Genomic DNA, 21,554 nt, shown 5'->3' on the forward strand with positions numbered 1-21,554 from the left:
TCGGCGACTACTGGTCGCAGTCGATTTGCGCGTAGTCGATGCGGTTCACATCGACATTCGGCTGGTAGCCGGTACAGCCCTTTCTCAGCCCGGCCACGACCGAGGTGAAGACCGGCAGGATCATCCCGCCCTCCTGCGCGACGATGCTCTGGGCATCGCGGTAGAGCGCATTGCGTTCCTGCTCGTCGGCGGTCTGCCCTGCCTTGACGACCAGGGCATCGAAGTCCGGCCGTTTCCAGTGCGTCTCGTTCCACTCCGACGCGCTGTTGAGCGAAAGCGTCAGCGCCTCTGCTGCCGGGCGGGCGCTGGTATACGAGATCACGGCCGATTTCTTGAGCCAGATCGTGTCCCAATAACCTTCCGCCGGCGAGGTGATGACATTCACCTTGATCCCCGCTGGTTCCGCCATCTGGGCGTAGACCTGCGCCAATAGCAGCATGCCCGGATAGGAGTCGGAGGTATAAAGATCGAAGGCGATGCCGTCAGGATGGCCAGCCTCCGCGAGCAGGGCTTTGGCCCGCTCTATGTCGACCGCTTTTGGCGGTGTCGGCACGCTAAGCGGCGAGCTGGGCGGAATCGGCGTATCGCGACCAACCTCGCCATATCCCAGGAGTACGGTATCGAGAATGGCCTGGCGATCCATCACCAGCTTCATCGCCTCGCGTACCCGCACATCATCGAACGGCGGCGTGTCCGTCCAGACCGCGAGGTAAAGCGAGGTCGCCCCCGGCGTGGAAACGAGATCGACCGCCGGATTGCCTTTCAAGGTAATCAGGCTGGCCGGGTCGACCACCAGAGAAAGGTCGATGGAGCCCGACAACAGCGCCGAAAGCCGGGAAGTCGCTTCGAGGCTGGTCGTGATCTCGATGCAGTCGGCCTTCGGCAGGCCGCTGCGCCAGTAGTCGGGGTTACGCCGCAAGACGCGTTTCGGACCGTTGATCGCAAAGGTTTCCTGCATGAACGGACCGGTACCCACGCCCTTGGTCCGCAGTTCTGCACCCTTCGCCCCCTCGGGAACCATCAGCGCATATTTGGTCGCGATCAACATGGGGAGCTCGACAACCGGCGACTTCACCTTGAAGCGCACCGTGTGGTCGTCGACGGCGGTAATGCCAGCCGAGTCGAGGAAGGAGAGTGTCGAGAACCCGCCGGGAGAAACCGCCGGGTCGAGCAGGCGACGGTAGGAGTAGACGACATCCGCTGCATCGAAAGCGGACCCGTCGTGAAACTTCACGCCCTGCCGCAAGTGGAAAGTCCATTCCGTTGCGTCGGCGTTGGACTCCCACGATTCGGCCAGGGCCGGAAGGGGCATCATCGTATTGCTGCGGTCGACCAGAGGTTCATAGACCGCGCGGATGTGGTAGACACTGTCGGTGCCGATCAGCGCTGCCGGGTCCATGGTTTGCTTTTCGCCGTCTGACTCGTATCCGAGCACACGTACGCACCTCTCTGCCGCAGAGAGAGAAGGCGCCGACAAAAAACTGGTTCCGAACGCAAGAACGAGAGCTGAGGTTGCAAGTATGCGAGGTTTCATTTTTGACCCCTGGTTTGTTTTTATGGGTCGAGTATGAAAATCCCTTGCACCCGGGGCAAACGAGCAAAATTAACCCGCGTGTGAATTTTTTTAACGTCACGAGCAAGCATGGCCACAAGAAACCTTCCCCCCCTGTCGACGCTCAAGGTCTTCGAATCAGCCGCGCGTTTGCGAAGCTTCAAGGGCGCAGCCGAGGAGCTGAGCCTCACTCAGTCGGCGATCAGCCATCAGATCGCTTCGCTGGAGCGTTACCTCGGCACGCCGCTCTTTCGCCGCTTGCCTGGCCGGGTCGAGCTGAGTGAAAAGGGTGAGCTTTATTTTCCGGTCATCCAGGACGCACTGGATCGCGTCGCACTGACGACCGACCTGATACGAGAGCGGGAGACGCTGTCTTCGTTGACCGTGCAGGTCTACGTCACCGTTGCCGTTCGGTGGCTGATTCCCAGGCTCCAGGCGTTCAAGGAAACCTCGCCCGACATTGCGGTCAGCCTTGATGCCAGCCTGCTGGATTGGGATTTCAACCCGGCGCGAGCCGACGTGGCGATCATCTACACGCGAACGCCGGACCGACCGAATGTGACCTACACGCTCCTGCGCCGGGAACGGCTGGTGGCGGTCTGCTCGAAAGAGATAGCCAAGGCGATTACATCACCCGAGGAGCTACGACACTTTCCATTCCTGGCGATATCGGGGTGCAGCGAGGATGCGTCGATCTGGACAGAGAGCATCGGGCTCCCCGGCCTCGTGCAGAAAAGCGCGCCTCATTTCGACAGCTACCTACTGGCAATAGAGGCTGCCATCAACGGGCAAGGCGTGGCAGTGGTGCCGGAATTCCTGGTCGAAGCCGACTTGCGCGATGGCAGGCTGGCCATCCCCGTCCATGTGGACGTGATGCAACCCGGCGCGTGGTACCTCGCGCATCAGCAAAGTCGCGGTCATGAACGACCGATTAGCAAATTTCGCAGCTGGGTGCTGTCGCAGTAGGTAATGATTCACATCCGGAAAACCTGGACGTCCTGGCTCACCGGCGAAACGGTAGACACACCGGCTGTATCCTGCTGGCTCGACGCGGTTTCCGATCCGCTCCGCAGGGGGCGGCAGGGGCTGGGAGGGGAGTTGTAGGTGCTGCACTGGCGGGGCAAGGCGGGGCTGCCCTTGAAGGAGGGCTCGCGCCATTTACTTCCTTGAACGCGTTTTTATTCCGCTTTCCGCTGGGTGAGCAGGAGGGGGAACTCCCCACGGGCAGCACTGATCTCGATCAGGATCTGTTCGACCGTATTCTCCAGGACTTCCCGCCCTATCAAAGACTGCATTGTGATCCCAGTAATGGCCATGCTTTCGCCGGAGGCAGGCCAATGTACTGTCAGCGCCAAAATGCCATCGGCGCCAATCTCGCAATTGATGACATGGCCGGGCAGCGACGCCTCCAGCCGCTTTTGCAATCGTTGTTCCAGCTTGGCTCTCATTGCTCTCCCCAGGGTCCTACACACGATCTGAACAGAAGATGTGGATGGGGTATAGCTCATGGAAAGGCAGCCAAGGGGGCTTGTGATCGACCGTTCGGCGGGAAGCGTAAAGCCCCTTGAGCACGCCACTGCGCAAGGCCGTCTAGGCCGCGCCCGGGACCTCCTGCGCTCCAAGGAATACGCCGCCAAACGGCTCATTCAGAGTGCAACGAAATGAGGCAGGACCTCCCTGTCCCTCCACGTCGTTTCGACGAAGTGCTACCACTCGACTATTGCGATTCACCCGCCAGGATGGCACTCGCCAGTTCCAGGTCACTGCGCGCGCTCAGGCTCGGGTTGGCACTGCGAATCCGTTGCAGCTCGGCCTCGAGATAGGGGCCGCGAATTTCGCCATCGCTGGCGATGAAGCTGCTGGCATCGTCCTGCACCGGGCCTACGAGCTTATCGTCGCCGCCACTGGTGATGTAGCTGGAGGCGGTGGTAGCGCCGGTGGAGATCAGATTACGCAGCAGGTCGTCGTGATCGTCGTGGTCGTGTTTGGCCACGGCGGACGCAAATGGAACAGCGATCAGTGCGAGGACGGCAGCGGTGTTGCGGAAACGCATGGTGACTCCTTGGGTGTGTGCGTTCCCCTCAGATTGCGGTTGATGAAACGAGTTCCTGACTGCACTGCAGAAGTCGCCACTTTAAAGAGTGCCGCCGCCTGTCCGGTCACCGGCCCCCCATGAAAAACCATTGATCCAGGTTAGGGGAGTTGAAGTCTTCGCATGGAAAGATGCGCGCTACTCCCGCCGCTGCCGTATACCGGACGTCGGGCCACTACGAGGTGATCTGGGAAGCAAGCGGAGCTGTACTAGACTGCACCACCACTGTGCACACGGGGAGTTGCAGTCAGGGCTCCGGTTGTTCACAACCACGGATTTCATCTCACTGCATCGTGTAATTCGCAGGCCACGGAGGGCCGACATTTCGAAGGAAGAGAGCGTACCTATGTCGCACAGAACACGTCTGATCGCCGCCGCAGCCATAGCTATCGGCGTCCTGACTGGCGCCCAGGCCGACGAATCGGCCATCCAGGCACATTGCCTGGAGAAGTGGAGCGGTGATGCCATGCGCAGTTATTGCGTAGAAGAGCAACGCCTCTCAGCCGCAGCCGTCGCCGGTTACAGCGGCTCGATTCGTAGCCAATGCGAATCGGAATGGGGCAGCGATTTCCATATGGTCCTCTTCTGCATCAGGGAAGCGCAGCCTCTGCGACAGGCCGCCGCCCTGGAGCAGTCCACGAACGAGGCAGCGAACTGACAATTCCAAGAGAAAAGCCCGCTTTCGCGGGCTTTTTTCTGTCTGGGGCCGCTAACTATTGCCCCCATCACTCCAGCAATCCGCCCGCGCCGTACAACTCAGGTCGACGATCCTCATGGAGGTGATTGTGCTGGCTGATGCGCTTGTTGCGCGCTTCGTCCAGATTCAGGGTAGCGATGAGGATCTGCTCCCCGCCCTCCTCCGCCGGTCCCGCCAATGGGTAGCCGTCCGGATCGACAATCACCGAGCCCTGCACCCAGTTCACCCCACGCTCGCTGCCGTGACGATCACAGGCGGCGATGAACAGGCGATTGACCGCCGCGTTCGCTTGCACACGCACCACCTCGGCGGGGCGCTCGATGGGTGGGCGCGGACCGTCCGGCCAGTTGACCGGCGCGCACAGCAGGTCCGCGCCGGCCAATGCCGGCAGGCGCACCCACTCGGGGAACTCCAGGTCGTAGCAGATCATCACGCCGATCCGCCCGAAGGCGGTCTCCACCACCGGCGGGGGTTCGTTGCCGGGGGTGAAGATGGCGTTCTCGGCATCCCACAGGTGCGCCTTGCGGTACAGGGTGCGTAGCCCCGTGGCGTCGACCAGCGCCGCACTGTTGGCAACGCGCTGGTCATCCAGCCGCTCGCAGAAGCCGCCGACGATGACGATTTCCAGCTCCCGAGCCAGCGCCTTCCAAAGCTGCAACGTCGGGCCATCCACGGCTTCAGCAGAAGCCTGCGCCTCGGCCAGGTCATGGAAGACATAGCCACTCTGCACCAGCTCCGGCAGCACCACGACCCGTGCCCCCTGCAGCGCAGCTGCGCGGATGGCCCGCTCGGCAATGCGGCGGTTGTGGGCGAGGTCACCGATCATCGGCGCCAGCTGGCAACAGGCGACCTTGAGGTTTCGGGATGCGTTCACTGGGCAGTACTCCCTGTTGTCAGGTTCGCGGTTCCTGGCTTGCGCCGGCCCGGGTCATTTCGAGGATGTCGCGTTCGCTAATGGCGTCGATGATGCGGCGTTCGCTTTCCAGGTCGAGCGAGCGACTGAGGACGAAGTAGGTCAGGCCGGATACCACCAGGCCCACCAGCCAGGCGATATCGACACCGTCCAGCAGACGCGCCATGGGTCCGACGAAGACTTCCTGTCCAGCCGCGGCATCGAAGATGAAGAAGAACGGGATCATGCAGACGAAGCCCACCACATAGGCGACGATGCCGCGCAGTTGCCACGCCCCGTAGATGCCCTTCGGCGTGAAGAAATGCGGGATCGCATAGCGGCCTTTGCGCACGCAGAAGTAGTCCACCAGGTTCACCGCGGTCCAGGGCACGAGGAAGTACAGCATCAGCACCAGGAAGGTGTTGAGGATGGAAATGCCGTTGCCACGGATCGACATCACGCAGGCGAGCAGCACCAGGGTGATGACGAGGATCGACAGCACCCGCGCACGCGGCGTGGGGTTGATACGGCGAACCGAATCGATGCCAGTCAGCAGGGTGAGCATGGCGCTATAGGTATTGAGCGCGATCACTGGCAGGAAGCCGACCACCGAAACCAGCACCAGTACATGACCCAGCCCTGGCAGCACGGCGGTGCCCACGCGGTCGAGCGCCACCAGCGCATCGGACACCTGCAGCAGCTGCGCCAGCCAGGCGCCGAGGCCGATCATCCAGGCACCGGAAAGCGACGCACCGAGGAACACCGCCGCGATCAACTTCGTCCGGCTGGTGTTCTTCGGCAGGTAGCGCGAATAGTCGGATACATAGGGCGCGTAGGAGATGTTGTAGCTGGCGGCGATGGCGAACTGGGTCACGAACGCCACCCAGCTGAAGCCCAGGCTGGCCGGCTCGGCGACCTCAGTCTGCCCGGCACCGAACATGAGCGCGACGGTCACCAGCGCGTAGAGCGGCAGGGTCAGCATCAACGCCCATTTGAAGGCCTTGTGCATCAGGTCATGGCCGTAGATCGACAGCAGCGCTCCGGTAGCGATCACCGCGCAAGCCACGGGAAGCGGCTCCAGCCCGAAGACGTTCTTCAGGCCACCGATGATCAGCGAGACGTTCACCACGTTGAAGCCGACGAACACGAACAGGGTCGCCATCAACGCCAACACCACCCCGCGATAACCGAACTGCGCGCGGGACTGGATCATCTGCGGCAGACCCATCTCCGGCCCCTGAGAACCATGGAAGGCCATGAACAAGGTGCCGAACATGATGCCCAGCGCACCGGCCAGGGTCGTCCACAGGGCGGACAGCCCAAGGCTCGGCCCGACGAAACCGATGGAGATGGTGAAGAAATGGAAGTTACCAAGGAACCAGAATGGCCCCTGGCTGCTGAGCCGGGCGTGGCGCTCGGACTCGGGAATGTAGTCGATCGAGTGACCTTCGATGGCCAATCCGCCGCTGGCGTCAGCCGCGTGAACGGGCTGGGTGGACCCTGACATGGGATGCTCCTTCGCTCCTGGTCGAGCGAACTGTTGTTCTTGTGATGATGCGGTCGGCGGGCCACGCAAGGCGCCAGCCATACATCGGGTTCATCTATGTTGGGTGAGATGGCGTTGCCCGAACCCTGTGGCGAACGTCCTCGGCGGCGCCCTATGATGACGCCCGGCGATCTGGCTGTTCCCGGCATCCTGATGGGGATGGAACCATCGCTGAAGCAGCAATCTAGGTGCCCTGCCGAACTCGTAAAATAGCGCGGGCCAACTGTTCACATAGATCGCCTTCTATGTAAGGCACCCACGGAGGCCTCATGCTGGGCAACGTATCCGAACTGGATATCCGCCTGATCCGCGTGTTCCTGGCCGTTGTCGAGGCCGGCGGCATTTCCGCTGCACAGACTGCGTTGAACACCTCGCAGCCCACCATCAGCGCGCAGCTCGCATCACTGGAAACCCGCCTCGGCTTCCGCCTCTGCCAGCGTGGCCGGGCCGGATTCGCCCTGACGGCCAAGGGCAGCCAGTTCGTCGACGCGGCGCGGCGCCTGCTGGCCGCAGCCGAGGGCTTTCGCCTGGAAGTGCAGCACATCAACCGCACCCTCTCCGGCACGCTGAACATCGGACTGCTGGGACAGATCGACCCCACGGCCAACAAGAAGATCGCCCTGGCCATCGCACGCCTGCGCGCGCGCAACCAGGGGCTGTACTTCCAGTTCACCGAACTGTCGTCGTCGTTTCTCGAAGAGAAGCTCATCAACGGCCACCTGGACCTGGCGATCGGCTATTTCTGGCGGCGCCTCGACAACCTCGACTACCTGGCCCTGTTCCGCGAAACCCAGGCGGCCTATTGCAGCGCGTCCCACCCCCTCTATCTCCAGGCGGGTGCGCTACAGGATGCGGACGTGGCCGAGCACGAATGGGTCTGGCCCAGCCACCCGCTTCCGGAAATGCCGGCACCGACCTCCATCGAGCGCATGACTGCACTTACCGACAGCATGGATGGCGCTGCCCTGCTGATTCTTTCCGGCCAGCACCTGGGCTTCCTGCCTGAGCATTACGCGGCAAGCCACGTCGACCTGGACCAGCTCCGCGCCCTCAACCCGGAGCGGTTTCGCTATGAAGTGCAGTTCCATGCGGCAGTGCGCCACTCCACCCGGCAGAGCGAACTGGTGAGCACCTTTCTGGAGGAGTTGATAAACGCCTTCGAGCTGACCTGACGACCTGCGCCGCACTCAGAAGCCGTATTTCGCCTTCAACACCTGTATCGCCACCTGCTCCCGCTGGAGAAAGGCATCGAAGCGCTGGATGAGCTCCGGATGGCGGATGCTGGAGAGGTGGTAGTAGCTGTCGCTGAGTGGCAGCAATGTCGGCTCGATCACCAAGCCGCCCTCGCGTCCCAGGCGCTTGAGGTGAAAATTCGCCACTTGCTGCGCCATGTTGGCGGCGTCGATATAGCCGGCCATGGCCATGTGGATAAGTCCCTCGGGATTGGGTGCCTCCTTGATGACCACCCGCCCGGCAGCGATATCGCCCTGGAATTTCCACGGCGTGAAGCCACGGACGAAGCCGAGGCGACGGAAGCTCGCCCGCGCCTGGCCCTTGCGCTCCGGCAGTACCAGCATGGCGTCCTGAAACTGCAGCACCGCTTGCGAATAGGTGATACCGGCCGGCTTGTGCGCCGCCTCCCAGCGCGGGTTGTCGGGGAAGATCAGGTCGAGTCGCCCGGTCCAGTAGGCGTGGGACAGGCGCCGCACCGGCAGCGCCACATAGGTGAAGCGCAGGTTTTCCCGGGCGGCGAAGAGGTCCAGCAGGTCGCGGGCATAGCCGCGGTACTCGTTGCCTGGCGGCACTGCGGAGTAGATGGGGTAGTAGTCCACCTGCTCCACCCCGATACGGTATTCGGCCGGTTGGCTGGCGTGACCCAATAGCGGCCACACGCTGACAATCAGCAGCGCGACGAACCACAACGCTCGGCAACGACTGGATACCTGCGTACTCGGCATGGATGGACAGGGGGCCTGACGAAAAATGCCGCTCAGTTTAGGCCGGCAGGAACCCGGGAGTCTCCCCCTTTTCAGTCCTTAATCGGCCCCCAGATTCCCACCCAGCCGGTTCCGGCCATGGGATCGAAATCGGCGCTGTAGTACTCGAACTCCGGCGTTGTTGCCAGAGATCGGCCATCGGTCCAAGGGCCTTGTAGGAGCTAGCTTGCTAGCGAAACAGGGCCATTCGCTGGCAAGCCAGCTCCTACGGGTAATCCAGCCACTTGCAACACTTAATGCGGACACAGCCATTTCCTTCGCCGACAGCCGGACGGGAATTGCGCAACCAATCCCCGCCGCCGCTGTCCATAATGGCGCGCTCCGTCAGCGCCTCCGGGAGGTTCCTTGTTCGCTGTATCCCTTCGCAGTTTCCTGCTTCAGACCATCCTCGCCCTGCCCTTCGTTTCCACCGCCGCCCTCGCCTGCCCCAGCGGGCAATCGCAGGTGTGTGTGGTGACCTGCTTCTGCGCGCCGGGTAACCAGGGAGACATGGCGCCTTTGCTGGAAGGCGTCAACCAGATGGCCGCTGCCAGCCTGCAACAGTGGATCGTGGAATCGCGCAACAACATGCCTGCCACCCTGCTGCATCCCATTCCACTGCACATCCGTGCACAGCTTGAGCCCTACTACGACCTGCAGGTGCTGGACACGGCGCGCTACAAGGTGGGGGTCGACACCGAGGCGAACGCCGCCAACACCCTGATGCAGAACCCGGATGTGGAGGCCGTGACGCTGGTAGACGTGATCGTCTTCCGCAACGAGGACGACGCAGAGAACAACGTCGCCCTCTGGGCCCACGAAGTGCATCACGTGAAGCAGTACCTGGAATGGGGCGTGGCGGACTTCGCCAAGCGCTACACCCGCGACTACAACTCGGTGGAAGCGCCGGCTTACAAGATCCAGGGCGAAGTGGCGCGGGCGTTGAAGCCGACGGTGGCCAGCAGCGGCAGGAAACTCTGAGCCCGCCATCTGCCCAAACCTTCCAGACGATTCGGAACCGGGCGCTGAGAAGTCAGCTCGCCCCTCGCCTCCGCCTGGCGAGGATCAATCCAGATCGGATGCCTGATGACGCTCCGGGCACTGCTCTTCCGGCTCACCCCAGGTGCGATTGACCCGCCTGCCACGTCTCACCGCGGGCCGCTCGGCGATTTCCTCGGCCCAGCGCAGGACGTGGATGTACTCATGGGCGGAGAGGAATTCCGCTGCCGAATACAGGTTCCCCCGCACCAATTGGCCGTACCACGGCCATACAGCGATATCGGCGATGGTGTAGGCATCACCCGCCAGGTAGCTGTGCTCGGCGAGCCGACGATCCAGGACATCCAACTGGCGCTTGGTCTCCATGGTGAACCGATCGATCGGGTATTCGAGCTTCTCCGGCGCGTAGGCATAGAAATGCCCGAAACCTCCGCCCAGATAGGGCGCCGACCCCATCTGCCAGAACAGCCAGTTCAGGGTTTCGGTACGCCCCGCCAGGTCCGTGGGCAGGAAGCGGCCGAACCTCTCCGCCAGGTACAGCAGGATCGAGCCCGACTCGAAGACACGGATCGGCACTTCCTGGCTGTAATCCACCAGGACGGGAATCTTCGAGTTGGGATTGATCCCGACGAAGCCTGTGGAGAACTGCTCACCCTCCGTGATGCGGATAAGCCAGGCGTCGTACTCGGCATCGGCATGCCCCAGGGCCAGCAGCTCTTCCAGCAGGACCGTCACCTTCACGCCATTGGGCGTGCCCAGCGAATAGAGCTGCAACGGATGCTTGCCCACCGGCAGCACGCGTTCATGGGTTGGTCCCGCGACCGGCCGATTGATGTTGGCGAACTCGCCCCCGGACGGCGCAAGGTGCTGCCATACCCTGGGCGGAACATACTGTGCGTCAGACATGTGAACCCCCTGATGCAGGACTGGTGGTCTTGAAAGGAATGCGGAGCATTGTAGGGCGACAGCAGCTTCCGGGGGTGGCCAGCAGGCGAAGGTGCGGCCATGCTCACTCGAGTTCCCGATCAGGCCCGATTGATGCCCGCGCTAGACGAGCCCCACCTTGCCCCCCACAAGGGATTCCATGCATCCTCCGTAGCCCTACGGATGGCCGCCGTCCGCACGGACCAGGCATGATGCCCCGCGTGAATCCCCTGACCCATCTCCGCACATTCCTGCTCTGGCTGGTGCTGTTCTGCCCTGTTGCCGCGTGGATTGGCTGGCAGGACTATGCCGACCGCCATGAGCGCTTCTTCCAGGACACCAGCATCGCCCAGCGCATGCTCAGCCAGAAGACAGTGCAGCACGAAGCCGTGCTGGCCACCCTGGCCGCGTTGTCGCATCCGCCAATTCCCGAACGCCTGCTCCCCAGCCTGCAACCCTCCATGCCGCAACTGCTGGGCCTGGGTTTTCTGCGCGACGGAAACTGGGCGGGCAGCCTCGCCGCCCCGCCGAACTTCGCCGCTGCGGTCGAGCAGGCCCGCCAGTTGAAGCGCCCCGTCACGCTGCCGCTGGACGAGGCCCGCTACTGGCTGGTGGCACCATCGAGCTGGAGCCTGTTGCTGGACGCGCGCCAACTCATCCCGGCCAGCGACTTTCCCCCTTCGCTGGCGATGCTGACGCTGGATGTGGGCGCCGGTCCGCTCACCCTGTTGGCACGCCAATCCGGCGCCGACTCACTGGGCTGGTTGATCGACCTGCACAAGCCCCTGGGGGCGGTCAGCCAACCCTTTCCCCTGCACAGCTGGCGCCTGCTGACACCCGCCGACTGGCCCTGGCTGGAATGGCTGGCCTGGGCGGTCGCCAGTGGCCTCCTGATGGCCGGTTTCGCGGCCTGGCAGCGGTCGCGCGCCGATGCCAGGCGACAGCAGGAGAAAGCGCGTCTGGCCGCGATGACACGGCTGAGCACCTTAGGCGAGATGGCGGCGGGCATCGCCCACGAACTGAACCAGCCGCTGACCGCCATCCTCGCCCAGGTACGGGCCGCCGAGCGCCTGCTGGATGACGAAGACGAACGTCCAGCGGTCCGCCAGGCCCTGCTCGCCAGTGCCGGACAGGCACGCCGCGCAGCCGACATCATCCAGCGCATGCGCGAACTGGTTCAGCCCAGTTCGCCTTCACCGCGCACCGCGGTCGATCCGGACACCCTGGCGGCTTCGCTGCTGTTCCTGCGCGAACAGGAACTGGCGCGCCGCGGCATCCGCCTGACCTGGCGCAACGCCTCGCCGGGCGCCCGCCCCAAGGGCGACCGGGTGGCCCTCGAGCAGATCCTGCACAACCTGGTGCAGAACGCCGCCGACGCCCCGGGCACCCGCAACATCGCCCTCTGCGGCGGCGTCGAAGACGGCCGCTATGCATTCAGCGTCAGCGACGACGGTCCGGGTGTTCCCGCCGATTCGCTGCCGCGCCTGTTCGAGCCCTTCTACACCACGCGGCCGCAAGGCATGGGACTGGGCCTGACGCTGTGCGAGACCCTCGCCGGCGCCATGGACGGCCACATCAGCGTCCGCAACCTCGATCCACGGGGCGCCGGCTTCACACTGCGCATGCCCCTCGCCGGAGCCGATGCATGAGCCTTCCTGCACACTCGCCGCTGGTGTACCTGGTTGACGATGACGATGCCGTGCGCGACGCCCTGGCGCTGTTGCTACGCAGCGTCGGCCTGCGCAGCGAAGGCTTCGGCGATCCCCAGGAGTTTCTCGATACACTGTCGCCGCAGGCCATCGGCTGCGTTGTGCTGGATATCCGCATGCCGGGCATCGGCGGGCTGGACGTGCTGGCACGGCTGGCGGAGGCCTCCGACCTGCCGGTGGTGATGCTCACCGGCCACGCCAACGTCGACCTCTGCCGCCGGGCCTTCAAGGGCGGCGCCATGGAATTCCTGCAGAAGCCGGCGGACGACGATGTTTTCCTCGATGCGGTGCAGGCCGCCGTGCGCACCCACATCGCCAGCCGCGAGCGCCAGGCCGTGACCCAGGCGGCCGTGGACCGACTGGCGCGTCTCTCGGGGCGCGAGCGTGATGTGCTGGAACGCATCGTCCAGGGCCTGAGCAACAAGGAGATCGCGCGCGAGTTCGAGCTGTCGCCGCGCACCGTGGAAACCTACCGGGCCAACGTCTTCGCGAAGCTCGAAGCCGATTCCCTGGCGCAACTCATCCGCCAGTACGCCAGCCTGCTCGACTCGCCGCCGTAGCGCGAGCGATATGGCGGGCGGCGAGCGCGATTCAAAATACTGACTTGCGTACCGACCTCACCCCGCCGCAGAAACCGCCGCGCTGCGTGCCTTGCGGGTCATCAGGGTGAATCCGCTGATGGCCGCCACGGCGAACACGGCTTGCACGCCGACCATCGGCCAGGAGCTGCCATCCTGCAGCACGCCCAGCAGCAGGCCACTCAAAGTCGCGCCGAGCATCTGGGAGAATCCCATCAAGCCGGCCGCGAGTCCGGCGCGGTGGGCGTTGGGCATGACCACGCCGGCCACCGAAGCCGGAATCAGCATGCCGCCGCCCAGGGTCACCAGAACCTGTGGCAACGACAGGCCGAGCACCGACAGGCCCAGCGTGGCGTGGACCAGCAAGGTGGTCAGCGCACCGGCAGCCACCAGGCTCACGCCGATACCGACGATACGTTGCGGGCCCAGTTGCATGATCTTGCGTTGGGTGAACAGCGCGCCGGCGATCAGTCCGGAAATGGTGGCGCCGAACGCCAGGCCATATTCCGCCGAGCTCAGCCCGAGCAGACCGATATAGACAGCCGATGAACCGGCCACCACGGCGAACATCGCCCCGTAGGTGCCCGCCAGGGTGAACGCCAGGGCCCGGCTGGAACGCTGCTTGAGCAGGTCGAAATAGTTGCGCGCCAGGGTCGCCGGGTGGCCGGTCTTGGGATCGAGGCTGGGGTTGGATTCCCGGTAGAAGGCCAGCACCGCCAGCAGCGCCAGGCTGCCAATGGTCAGGGAAGCCAGGATAGGCGCGTGCCAGCCGCCCCACTGGGTGAGCAGTCCGCCCACCATGGGCGCCAGGGCGATGGCGCTGAGCATGCCGATCACGGTCAGCGCCAGAGCCGGAGCGGCCTGCGCCTTCCATACATCGCGCACGATGGCCCGCGCCAGCACCAGCGCCGCACAGGCGCCGAGCCCCTGGACCACGCGTCCGAGAATGAAGTCGGTCATGCTGTCGGCAAGGAACATCCAGGCGGTGGCAGCCAGGTAAAGGCTGAGCCCGCCGATCAGCACCGGCCGGCGGCCGACCCGGTCGGACAGCGGCCCCAGCAGCAATTGCCCGAGCCCGAACGCCGCAACGAAAGCGGACAGCGCCGCGAGGCTCGCGCCGTGGTCGGCACCCAGTCCCTGCTCCAGGGCACCGAGGGCGGGAATGATCAGTTGGGTGGAGATTTCGCCCATGGCGGTCAGCACCATGAGGATGGCCAGTAGCAGGCGCGACGGGTTCATGACAGGTCTCCTGCTGCTTCGGCTTCCAGCGCCAGCACCATCAGCTGCCACTCCAGGGCCTGCCAGTCGTCGTGGCTGACGGCGGACGGCGCAACGCAGGCCAGGCCGTTCTCTGCTGCTTGTTGTTCATTGCACATCGCATGCACCTCCGTTGGTCGCTTCGCCCTTGGGCTGACGAATTAGATGACGAGTGACATATATACACGAAATTAGATTATGCCTATCATATTTTCGACCTGCGGTGCTTCGCCCTGATGCCGCCCAATCCGAGGATCGCTCCATGAATCGCCCGCACCTTGCCCTACTCGCCCTGATCCCCGCTGCCCTGCTGGCGCTGAGCGGTTGCAACAGCCAGGCCGATACCTCGGTCAGCGCGCCCCAGCCACGGGCGGTCCTGGCGGCGGACGTACAAGCGGCCGCCCAGCAGAATGCGCTCTATACCGGCGTGGTAGCGGCCCGCACCGCCAGCGACCTGGGCTTTCGCGTCGGCGGCAAGGTGATTGCCCGCAAGGTGGACCCGGGCACCCGCGTGAAGCGCGGCGACGTACTGCTGGTGCTGGACAACACCGACTTCGAACTGGCCTTGCGCACTGCCCGTAACCGCGTCACCGCCGCCGAAGCGGAGCTGCGCCAGGCCCGCGATGACGAAGCCCGCTATCGCCGCCTGGCCGGCACGGGCGCGGTCTCCCGTCAGCTGTACGACCAGGCCGCCACGCGCCTGCGGGTCGCCCAGGCCGAACAGGCCGCCGCCACGTCCGAAGCAGCCCAGGTGGAGAATCGCCGGACCTACTCGACCTTGCAGGCCGATGGCGACGGCGTGATCACCGATGTACGGGTGGACCGTGGACAGGTCGTCGCCGAGGGCCAGATCGTCGCCAGCCTCGCCCATGACGGCGCACGCGAAGCGGTGATCGATATCCCGGAAACCCAGCGTTCCCTCGCCAACCACGCAGCCCGCGCCTATCCCTACGGCGCCTCGGGCGACGCGGTGCCGGCCACCCTGCGCGAGCTATCCGCCGCAGCGGATACCACCACCCGCACCTTCCGCGCCCGCTACACCCTGGGCGGCGACTCCTCCGCACTGGCCATCGGGTCCACCGTCACCCTGCAACTGGACGGCGCCGACCACCAGCAACTGGTTCGCGTGCCGCTGGGCGCCCTGCACGACAAGGGCCAGGGCACCGGCGTCTGGGTCATCAAGACGGACGGCAAGGTGGAATTGCGCCCGGTGCGCGTGGTGCGCCTGGAGCAGGAAGAAGCGGTACTGGAAGGCGGCATCCAGCCGGGTGAACGCATCGTCGCCCTCGGCGCCCATCTGCTGAACGCCGGTGACAGCGTGCGCGAACTGCCGGCGCCGTCGCTGGCCCTGGAGAACTGAGATGAGCCGCTTCAACCTTTCCGCCTTCGCGGTACGCAATCGGGCGGTGACCCTGTTCCTGATCATCGCGACGCTGGTCGCCGGCGCCATCGCCTTCAACAAGCTCGGCCGCGCGGAAGACCCGTCCTTCACGGTCAAGACCATGACCATCACCGCCGCCTGGCCGGGCGCTACCGCGCGGGAGATGCAGGAACAGGTGGCGGACCGCCTGGAAAAGCGCCTGCAGGAACTGGACTTCTACGACCGGGTGGAAACCATCGCCCAGCCCGGCTTCGTCTCGATGAAGCTGCAGTACCAGGACTCCACCCGGCCGGGCGACATCCAGCAGCTCTTCTACCAGACCCGCAAGAAGCTCTCCGACGAAGCCAAACGCTTGCCGCAAGGCGTGGTCGGCCCCTTCTTCAACGATGAATACTCGGACGTCTATTTCGCCCTCTACGCGCTGGAAGCCGAACAACTGCCGCACCGCCAGCTCGTGCAGATGGCCGAAGACATGCGCCAGAGCCTGCTCAACCTGCCCGGCGTGAAGAAGGTCAACATTCTCGGTGAGCAGGCCCAGCGCATCTTCGTCGAGTTCTCCTACCAGCGCCTGGCCACCCTCGGTCTGAAGCCCGAACAGATCTTCGAGGCCCTGGGCAAGCAGAACGGCGTGGCGCCGGCCGGCTTCGTCGAAACCAGCGGCCCACGCGCGTACATCCGCCTGGACGGCGCCTTCGACAGCCTGAATCTGATCGAGAACGTACCGATCAATGCCAATGGCAAGCTGCTGCGCATCGCCGACGTGGCCACGGTCAAGCGCGGCTACGAGGACCCGCCGAGCTACCGCATCCGCCATCAGGGCGAACCGGCGCTGATGCTCGGCGTGATCATGGAACCGCACTTCAACGGTCTTGAACTGGACAAGTCCCTCCAGGCCGAGGAAGACCGCATCCACGCCGGCCTGCCCCTGGGCGTGACGTTCGACAAGGTCTCCGACCAGGCCGAGAAAATCCGCATCGCGGTGAACGAGTTCATGCTCAAGTTCTTCGTCGCCCTCGGCGTGGTGATGCTGATCAGCCTGCTGGCGCTGGGTTTCCGCGTCGGCCTGGTGGTCGCCGCCGCCGTGCCGCTGACCCTGTCCATCGTCTTCGTGATCATGCTGATGACCGGGCGCGAGTTCGACCGCATCACCCTCGGTGCGCTGATCCTCTCCCTGGGCCTGCTGGTGGACGACGCCATCATCGCCATCGAGATGATGGTGGTGAAGCTGGAGGAAGGCCTCGACCGCATCCAGGCCGCCACCTTCGCCTGGACCTCCACTGCCGCGCCCATGCTCACCGGCACCCTGGTGACCGTCATCGGCTTCCTGCCGGTGGGCTTCGCCAAGTCCGGCGCGGGCGAGTACGCCGGCAACATCTTCTGGATCGTCGGCTTCGCCCTGCTCGCCTCCTGGGTGGTGGCGGTGTTCTTCACGCCCTACCTGGGAGTGAAGCTGCTGCCGAAGATCCAACCCGTCGCCGGTGGCCATGAAGCGCTCTACGCCACCCGCCTCTACCAGCGCCTGCGGGCCCTGGTCACCTGGTGCGTGAACCACCGCAAGACGGTCACTGCTCTGGTTGTGGCGGCCTTCATCACCAGCGGCCTGGGCATGGGCATCGTGAAGAAGCAGTTCTTCCCCAACTCCGACCGTTCGGAACTGCTGGTGGAGGTCTATATGCCGCCGGGCAGCGCCTTCAAGGCCACCGAATCCGTGGTCGCTGAGGTGGAAAAATCCCTGCTGGAAGAACCGCAGACCAAACTGGTCGACGCCTACGTGGGGGGCGGTGCGCCGCGCTTCTTCCTGTCCCTGAACCCCGAGCTGCCGGACCCGGCTTTCGCCAAGATCATCGTGCAGACCGCCGACTCCAAGGCCCGCGATGCCCTCCGCGAGCGCATGCAGGCGCGCATCGCCGCCGGCGAATTCCCCTCGGCACGGGTGCGCGTCACGCAGCTGGTGTTCGGCCCGCCGGTGCCGTTCCCGGTGGTGTTCCGCGTATCCGGTCCCAACCTCGACCAGTTGCGGCAGATCAGCGAAGAGGTGCGTGCCGTGGTTGCCGCCAACGCCATGACCCGCGACACCTTCATCGACTGGGGTGAGCGCAGCAGCTCCTATCGCCTGGTGCTGGACCAGGACCGCCTGCGCCTGCTCGGCTTCACCCCGGTTGAGGTGAAAAGCCAGCTCAACGCCCTGCTCACCGGCAACCCGGTGACCGAAGTGCGCGAGGGCACCCGCACCGTGGCCGTGACGGTCCGTGCGCAGAACACCCAGCGGGAAAACCTCGGCGGTATCGAGGGCCTGACCATTACCAACGCCGCTGGCGTATCGGTGCCGCTGGAACAGGTGGGCCGCTTCCAACCGCTGATGGAGGAACCCATCCTCAAGCGCCGCGACCGCGAACTGACCTTCGAAGTGCGTGCTGACATCATCAAGGGCACCCAGCCGCCGGATGTGGAAAAGGCCGTGTACGCCGACCTGCAACCGCTGATCGCCAAGCTGCCGGCCGGCTACAAGGTCACCATCGGCGGTCCGGTGGAAGAAAGCGCCAAGGCCAACAAGGCCCTGGCCGTGCTGTTCCCGGTGATGATCCTGCTGACCCTGGTGGTGATCATGTTCCAGGTGCGTTCCTTCAGCCGGATGTTCATGGTCTTCGCCACCGCGCCCCTGGGCCTGATCGGCGCCATGCCGGCACTGCTGCTGTTCAACCAGCCCTTCGGCTTCAACGCCATCCTGGCGCTGATCGGCATCGGCGGCATCCTGATGCGCAACACGCTGATCTTCACCGACCAGATCGACCAGGAACTGGCCCACGGCCGCCCCCTGCGCGAGGCCATCATCGAAGCCACGGTACGCCGCGCCCGACCGGTGCTGCTCACTGCCCTGGCCGCTGCGCTGGCCTTCATCCCGCTGACCTTCTCGGTGTTCTGGTCATCCCTGGCTTATGTGCTGATTGGCGGCGTGCTGGTGGGCACCGTGTTGACCCTGCTGTTCCTGCCGGCACTGTGCGCGCTGGTGTTGCGGGCGAAGAAGCCGGAGCTGGCCGCAGCGGCGATAGCCTGAAGGAGCGGGATCACCTTGTGGGGGCGAATTCATTCGCTAAGGGCAACGCAGTTGCCCTTTGGGATCCCCAAGGCAGACCTTCGGCCTGCTTCGCGAATTAATTCGCCCCCACAAAAAAGCGGTGCCTCAATTGTCGAGCGCGGCGCTGGAGGTGATTCCCTGTAGGGCGAATTCATTCGCCAAGGGCAACGCAGTTGCCCCCTGACACTCCCCAGGGCAGGCCTTCGGCCTGCTTCGCGAATGAATTCGCCCCCACAAAAAAGCGGTGCCTCAATGGTCGAGCGCGGCGCTGGAGGTGACTCCCCTGTAGGGGCGAATTCATTCGCCAAGGGCAACGCAGTTGCCCCCTGACACTCCCCAGGGCAGACCTTCGGTCTGCTTGGCGAATGAATTCGCCCCCACAAGAAGCAATGCCTCAATGGTCGAGCGCGGCGTTGAAGGTGACTCCCCTGTGGGGGCGATTTCAATCGCTATGCGGACCGCAGGTTCGCCCAACCCAATCACTCCGCGCAGCAGCTATGCACCTTGGCGGGCTCGTCCTCATAGCGGTCGTGGTAGGTCATCCAATCCATGATTTCCTTCTCGTCGCGGCCCTTGGGCAGGAGGTCGAGGAAGTTGTAGGCGCCCACCAGCAGGTCCAGACCACGGGCGTAGGTGGAGTAGGTGTGGAAAATCTCCCCCGCGTCGTTGCGATAGAACACGCTGAGGCCCGGCATGTCCTCGCCCGGGTCCTTGCTGGTGCCGTAGTTGTAGCGGGCGGTACCGGCGGCGATGTCCTCGGGCCGGGCGGCGACGCCGAAGTCCTGGTTGAAGGAGCTGCCCTGGGACGACACCCACTTGAACTTCCAACCCATGCGCTTGCGGAAGGCCTGGAACTCCTGCAAGGGCGCGCGGGACGCGCAGAGCAGCGTCACATCGTGGTGCTTGAGGTGCTGGTTGGGCCCATCGATGTGGTCGGCGAGGAACGAGCAGCCGGGGCAACCTTCCTTCCAGTTGGGGCCGAACATGAAGTGGTAGACGACCAGGGTGCTGCGCCCGTCGAACAGGTCGGCCAGGGTTTCCCAACCGTCCGGTCCCTCGAAGGCGTAGACCTGCTCGATTCGAACCCAGGGCAGCGCCCGCCGCTCGGCGCTGAGCCGGTCGCGTTCACGGGTGAAGGCCTTTTCCTTGCGCAACAGCTCCTCGCGGGCATGCAGCCATTCTTCGCGGGAAACCACGGGGTGTTTGTCGATTTTCATGTCGCACTCTCCTGAACCTGACGGAAATGAGGGACTCGCCCCTGGTAGTCGTCTGATTTCAGGACCGTTCGACAATCACCCGTGCATTTCTCGACAGGCGGCAGTGCTTCAGAGAGAACGCCCGCGCCGCTCCTCCAGGCGCTGGATGGTCATGCTTGGGGTTTCGTCGAACAGCTTGCGGTACTCGCTGGCGAAGCGGCCGAGATGGTTGAAGCCCCAGCCCATGGCGATCACCGAGATATTCCGGGCGCTGCGGTCTTCCAGCAGTTCCTGGCGCACGGCGGTCAGGCGGTGCTTCTTCAGGTAGGCCATGGGCGATTGGCCGAAATATCGCTTGAAGCCCTCGAACAGCTTGAAGCGCGACACGCCGGCGGCCCGCTCGATGTCTTCCAGGCAGATTTCCTCGCGGGCATGGACGTGGATGAAGTCCCGCGCCCGCACCAGGTAATGGGGCAGCTTGATCTCCAGCCGTCCGCGCAACTCCTCCGAATAATTGTTCGGCTGCGCCAGGATCAGCCCCTTGATCAGCGCGCTTTCCAGGTCGCGGGTGAAGAACAGCTGGCCGTAGAGGTCACGGCTGCGCTCCAGCTCGTCGATCAGGTGCCGCGCCATGCGCCACCAGGACGCCGCAGCGCCCTCCACCGCGTTCATCTCCGCCTGGAAGCTCAACGGTGTGTCCACGCTGCGCTGCAGAAGGCCCTCGAGGGTCTGCTGCATGGCGGCGCGGGGAATGGCTACCTGCAACTTGTGGCAGTCACCGGCGATGGTGAGTTCCTGGAACTCGTGGGGCGACACGATTACCCCCCAGTCGCGATCCGAACGCAGGAGGTGCCCGGACTTGACCAGCTCCTGCTCACCGGCCAGCGGCAGGCTGAGGCTGTAGCAATTGAGGTTCATCTCGTCGCCGACGCCAATGGTGACGTCCGTGCCGTACTCGACGTAGCCCATCGTCGTCGACATCGAGGGCAGCACGTTGCCGCTGTGATGGAACTGGATCCGCTCGGGCTTTGCAGCCTTCAGGTGGTGAGGGCCGCAGATGTTCGACATCCAGGAACGAGCCCCGGCGAGGTCGTAGCGATCGGCGGAAATGTCTCGGAATTGATGGTTCTTCGTACTCATCACGCGGCACCCAAAACGGCTTCTGGAGATGCGCGCTCTGCGGCGCGTCAACATGGACAAGGCAAGCTCCGTGCCACGCCCCTGCGGTCCGTCGCGATTCGAAACAAAAGGATAGCATTGTCGAAATCCGCGGATACCCGCCTCTGTCTGGAGGGCCCGTCAGGCCTGTTCCAGAGCGATTCTTCGCCCCAGTACGGAGCAACCCGCCTCACCACGGCGCCGCGTGGCAAAAACGCTTCGGATACCCCCTGGCAGGGTCCTGCTCCCCCCTCGCGAGCGAACCGATGCCCCGTTGGAATCACGGGTGTTACCGCCATTGACCGGACACCGCACCGAAGACGCCGAAGTCGAAGCCTGCGGACAGCCTTCACCAACTTTCCGGATAGCGCGCCAGGCGCCCTTCTGCTAGCCGCGCGAAAAAGCGTTACCCCGCATCGCAGACCGTTACTGCGGCCTCGGGCGGCACGGCGAGGGCGAATTTCAATCCGCTCCGGCACCTGTTGGCCATCCGTTTTTTTGGCGAAAGCTATCCGCTTATT

19 protein-coding genes are annotated in these 21,554 nt (G+C 64.3%); 8 read left to right on the plus strand and 11 right to left on the minus strand.

The window, feature by feature from the left end; genetic code table 11:
• Window positions 1-7 precede the first annotated feature (7 nt).
• Complete coding sequence (locus DM872_RS09670; protein ID WP_218649196.1) at window positions 8-1,435, minus strand: ABC transporter substrate-binding protein; 1,428 nt, start codon at window positions 1,433-1,435, stop codon at window positions 8-10.
• 207 nt (window positions 1,436-1,642) lie between these two features.
• Between DM872_RS09670 and DM872_RS09675 the strand changes: the two genes are divergently transcribed.
• Window positions 1,643-2,518, plus strand: a complete 876-nt coding sequence (locus DM872_RS09675; RefSeq protein ID WP_179059280.1) for a LysR substrate-binding domain-containing protein — start codon at window positions 1,643-1,645, stop codon at window positions 2,516-2,518.
• A gap of 212 nt (window positions 2,519-2,730) precedes the next feature.
• On the opposite strand, the gene DM872_RS09680 is transcribed toward DM872_RS09675, so the two are convergent.
• Window positions 2,731-3,000 carry a hypothetical protein gene (locus DM872_RS09680; RefSeq protein WP_179059281.1) on the minus strand — a complete coding sequence of 90 codons (270 nt, stop codon included), beginning with the start codon at window positions 2,998-3,000 and terminating at the stop codon, window positions 2,731-2,733.
• A 269-nt stretch (window positions 3,001-3,269) separates the two neighbouring features.
• Window positions 3,270-3,605 carry a DUF2388 domain-containing protein gene (locus tag DM872_RS09685; protein ID WP_179059282.1) on the minus strand — a complete coding sequence of 112 codons (336 nt, stop codon included), beginning with the start codon at window positions 3,603-3,605 and terminating at the stop codon, window positions 3,270-3,272.
• A 385-nt stretch (window positions 3,606-3,990) separates the two neighbouring features.
• On the opposite strand from DM872_RS09685, the gene DM872_RS09690 reads away from it, so the two are divergent.
• A complete protein-coding gene (locus DM872_RS09690; RefSeq protein WP_179059283.1) occupies window positions 3,991-4,302 on the plus strand; it encodes a hypothetical protein in 312 nt (103 codons plus the stop codon).
• Between the two features lie 67 nt (window positions 4,303-4,369).
• Here DM872_RS09690 and DM872_RS09695 read toward each other — a convergent pair whose 3' ends face one another.
• Both DM872_RS09695 and DM872_RS09700 read right to left on the minus strand, forming a co-directional pair.
• The gene (locus tag DM872_RS09695) at window positions 4,370-5,215 is read right to left on the minus strand and encodes a nitrilase family protein (RefSeq protein ID WP_179059284.1); all 846 of its coding nucleotides are present in this window, start codon (window positions 5,213-5,215) and stop codon (window positions 4,370-4,372) included.
• A gap of 19 nt (window positions 5,216-5,234) precedes the next feature.
• Complete coding sequence (locus tag DM872_RS09700; RefSeq protein ID WP_179059285.1) at window positions 5,235-6,740, minus strand: purine-cytosine permease family protein; 1,506 nt, start codon at window positions 6,738-6,740, stop codon at window positions 5,235-5,237.
• Between the two features lie 308 nt (window positions 6,741-7,048).
• On the opposite strand from DM872_RS09700, the gene DM872_RS09705 reads away from it, so the two are divergent.
• Entirely contained in the window at window positions 7,049-7,951 is a 903-nt protein-coding gene (locus DM872_RS09705; RefSeq protein ID WP_179059286.1) for a LysR family transcriptional regulator, read from the plus strand.
• 15 nt (window positions 7,952-7,966) lie between these two features.
• Here the strand turns inward: DM872_RS09705 and DM872_RS09710 are convergent, their stop codons facing one another.
• Window positions 7,967-8,737 (minus strand): substrate-binding periplasmic protein, encoded by a 771-nt coding sequence (locus DM872_RS09710; RefSeq protein WP_179059287.1) that lies wholly within the window; start codon window positions 8,735-8,737, stop codon window positions 7,967-7,969.
• Between the two features lie 384 nt (window positions 8,738-9,121).
• Here DM872_RS09710 and DM872_RS09715 point away from each other — a divergent pair, with 384 nt between their 5' ends.
• The gene (locus DM872_RS09715; RefSeq protein WP_179059288.1) at window positions 9,122-9,736 is read left to right on the plus strand and encodes an eCIS core domain-containing protein; all 615 of its coding nucleotides are present in this window, start codon (window positions 9,122-9,124) and stop codon (window positions 9,734-9,736) included.
• A gap of 84 nt (window positions 9,737-9,820) precedes the next feature.
• Here DM872_RS09715 and yghU read toward each other — a convergent pair whose 3' ends face one another.
• Window positions 9,821-10,660, minus strand: coding sequence for a glutathione-dependent disulfide-bond oxidoreductase (gene yghU / locus DM872_RS09720; protein WP_179059289.1), 840 nt, complete (start codon window positions 10,658-10,660; stop codon window positions 9,821-9,823).
• 230 nt (window positions 10,661-10,890) lie between these two features.
• Between yghU and DM872_RS09725 the strand changes: the two genes are divergently transcribed.
• On the plus strand, window positions 10,891-12,327 hold the full coding sequence (locus DM872_RS09725) for a sensor histidine kinase (RefSeq protein WP_218649197.1): 1,437 nt from the start codon (window positions 10,891-10,893) through the stop codon (window positions 12,325-12,327).
• Window positions 12,324-12,947, plus strand: coding sequence for a response regulator transcription factor (locus DM872_RS09730; protein WP_179059291.1), 624 nt, complete (start codon window positions 12,324-12,326; stop codon window positions 12,945-12,947). Before DM872_RS09725 ends, DM872_RS09730 begins: the two co-directional genes overlap by 4 nt.
• A gap of 57 nt (window positions 12,948-13,004) precedes the next feature.
• On the opposite strand, the gene DM872_RS09735 is transcribed toward DM872_RS09730, so the two are convergent.
• Window positions 13,005-14,204, minus strand: a complete 1,200-nt coding sequence (locus tag DM872_RS09735) for an MFS transporter (protein ID WP_179059292.1) — start codon at window positions 14,202-14,204, stop codon at window positions 13,005-13,007.
• Window positions 14,201-14,341 (minus strand): hypothetical protein, encoded by a 141-nt coding sequence (locus DM872_RS09740; RefSeq protein ID WP_179059293.1) that lies wholly within the window; start codon window positions 14,339-14,341, stop codon window positions 14,201-14,203. Before DM872_RS09740 ends, DM872_RS09735 begins: the two co-directional genes overlap by 4 nt.
• A 143-nt stretch (window positions 14,342-14,484) precedes the next feature.
• On the opposite strand from DM872_RS09740, the gene DM872_RS09745 reads away from it, so the two are divergent.
• Both DM872_RS09745 and DM872_RS09750 read left to right on the plus strand, forming a co-directional pair.
• A complete protein-coding gene (locus DM872_RS09745; protein ID WP_179059294.1) occupies window positions 14,485-15,582 on the plus strand; it encodes an efflux RND transporter periplasmic adaptor subunit in 1,098 nt (365 codons plus the stop codon).
• A 1-nt stretch (window position 15,583) separates the two neighbouring features.
• A complete protein-coding gene (locus DM872_RS09750; protein WP_179059295.1) occupies window positions 15,584-18,658 on the plus strand; it encodes an efflux RND transporter permease subunit in 3,075 nt (1,024 codons plus the stop codon).
• A 500-nt stretch (window positions 18,659-19,158) separates the two neighbouring features.
• On the opposite strand, the gene DM872_RS09755 is transcribed toward DM872_RS09750, so the two are convergent.
• Both DM872_RS09755 and DM872_RS09760 read right to left on the minus strand, forming a co-directional pair.
• Window positions 19,159-19,896, minus strand: coding sequence for a DUF899 domain-containing protein (locus DM872_RS09755; RefSeq protein ID WP_179059296.1), 738 nt, complete (start codon window positions 19,894-19,896; stop codon window positions 19,159-19,161).
• Between the two features lie 108 nt (window positions 19,897-20,004).
• Complete coding sequence (locus tag DM872_RS09760) at window positions 20,005-21,015, minus strand: AraC family transcriptional regulator (protein WP_218649199.1); 1,011 nt, start codon at window positions 21,013-21,015, stop codon at window positions 20,005-20,007.
• Between the last annotated feature and the right edge of the window lie 539 nt (window positions 21,016-21,554).

This window comes from Pseudomonas taiwanensis, from assembly GCF_013393345.1.
In the GTDB taxonomy this organism is placed as follows: Bacteria; Pseudomonadota; Gammaproteobacteria; order Pseudomonadales; family Pseudomonadaceae; genus Metapseudomonas; species Metapseudomonas resinovorans_C.

Bases quoted from the DNA above. Each gene is read 5' to 3' on its own strand.
- DM872_RS09730 (WP_179059291.1), top strand. From the start codon at position 12,324: ATGAGCCTTCCTGCACACTCGCCGCTGGTGTACCTGGTTGACGATGAC.
- DM872_RS09675 (WP_179059280.1), top strand. From the start codon at position 1,643: ATGGCCACAAGAAACCTTCCCCCCCTGTCGACGCTCAAGGTCTTCGAA.
- DM872_RS09685 (WP_179059282.1), bottom strand. From the start codon at position 3,605: ATGCGTTTCCGCAACACCGCTGCCGTCCTCGCACTGATCGCTGTTCCA.
- DM872_RS09705 (WP_179059286.1), top strand. From the start codon at position 7,049: ATGCTGGGCAACGTATCCGAACTGGATATCCGCCTGATCCGCGTGTTC.
- DM872_RS09680 (WP_179059281.1), bottom strand. From the start codon at position 3,000: ATGAGAGCCAAGCTGGAACAACGATTGCAAAAGCGGCTGGAGGCGTCG.
- DM872_RS09740 (WP_179059293.1), bottom strand. From the start codon at position 14,341: ATGTGCAATGAACAACAAGCAGCAGAGAACGGCCTGGCCTGCGTTGCG.
- DM872_RS09700 (WP_179059285.1), bottom strand. From the start codon at position 6,740: ATGTCAGGGTCCACCCAGCCCGTTCACGCGGCTGACGCCAGCGGCGGA.
- DM872_RS09760 (WP_218649199.1), bottom strand. From the start codon at position 21,015: ATGAGTACGAAGAACCATCAATTCCGAGACATTTCCGCCGATCGCTAC.
- yghU (WP_179059289.1), bottom strand. From the start codon at position 10,660: ATGTCTGACGCACAGTATGTTCCGCCCAGGGTATGGCAGCACCTTGCG.
- DM872_RS09710 (WP_179059287.1), bottom strand. From the start codon at position 8,737: ATGCCGAGTACGCAGGTATCCAGTCGTTGCCGAGCGTTGTGGTTCGTC.
- DM872_RS09725 (WP_218649197.1), top strand. From the start codon at position 10,891: ATGCCCCGCGTGAATCCCCTGACCCATCTCCGCACATTCCTGCTCTGG.
- DM872_RS09735 (WP_179059292.1), bottom strand. From the start codon at position 14,204: ATGAACCCGTCGCGCCTGCTACTGGCCATCCTCATGGTGCTGACCGCC.
- DM872_RS09750 (WP_179059295.1), top strand. From the start codon at position 15,584: ATGAGCCGCTTCAACCTTTCCGCCTTCGCGGTACGCAATCGGGCGGTG.
- DM872_RS09745 (WP_179059294.1), top strand. From the start codon at position 14,485: ATGAATCGCCCGCACCTTGCCCTACTCGCCCTGATCCCCGCTGCCCTG.
- DM872_RS09690 (WP_179059283.1), top strand. From the start codon at position 3,991: ATGTCGCACAGAACACGTCTGATCGCCGCCGCAGCCATAGCTATCGGC.
- DM872_RS09755 (WP_179059296.1), bottom strand. From the start codon at position 19,896: ATGAAAATCGACAAACACCCCGTGGTTTCCCGCGAAGAATGGCTGCAT.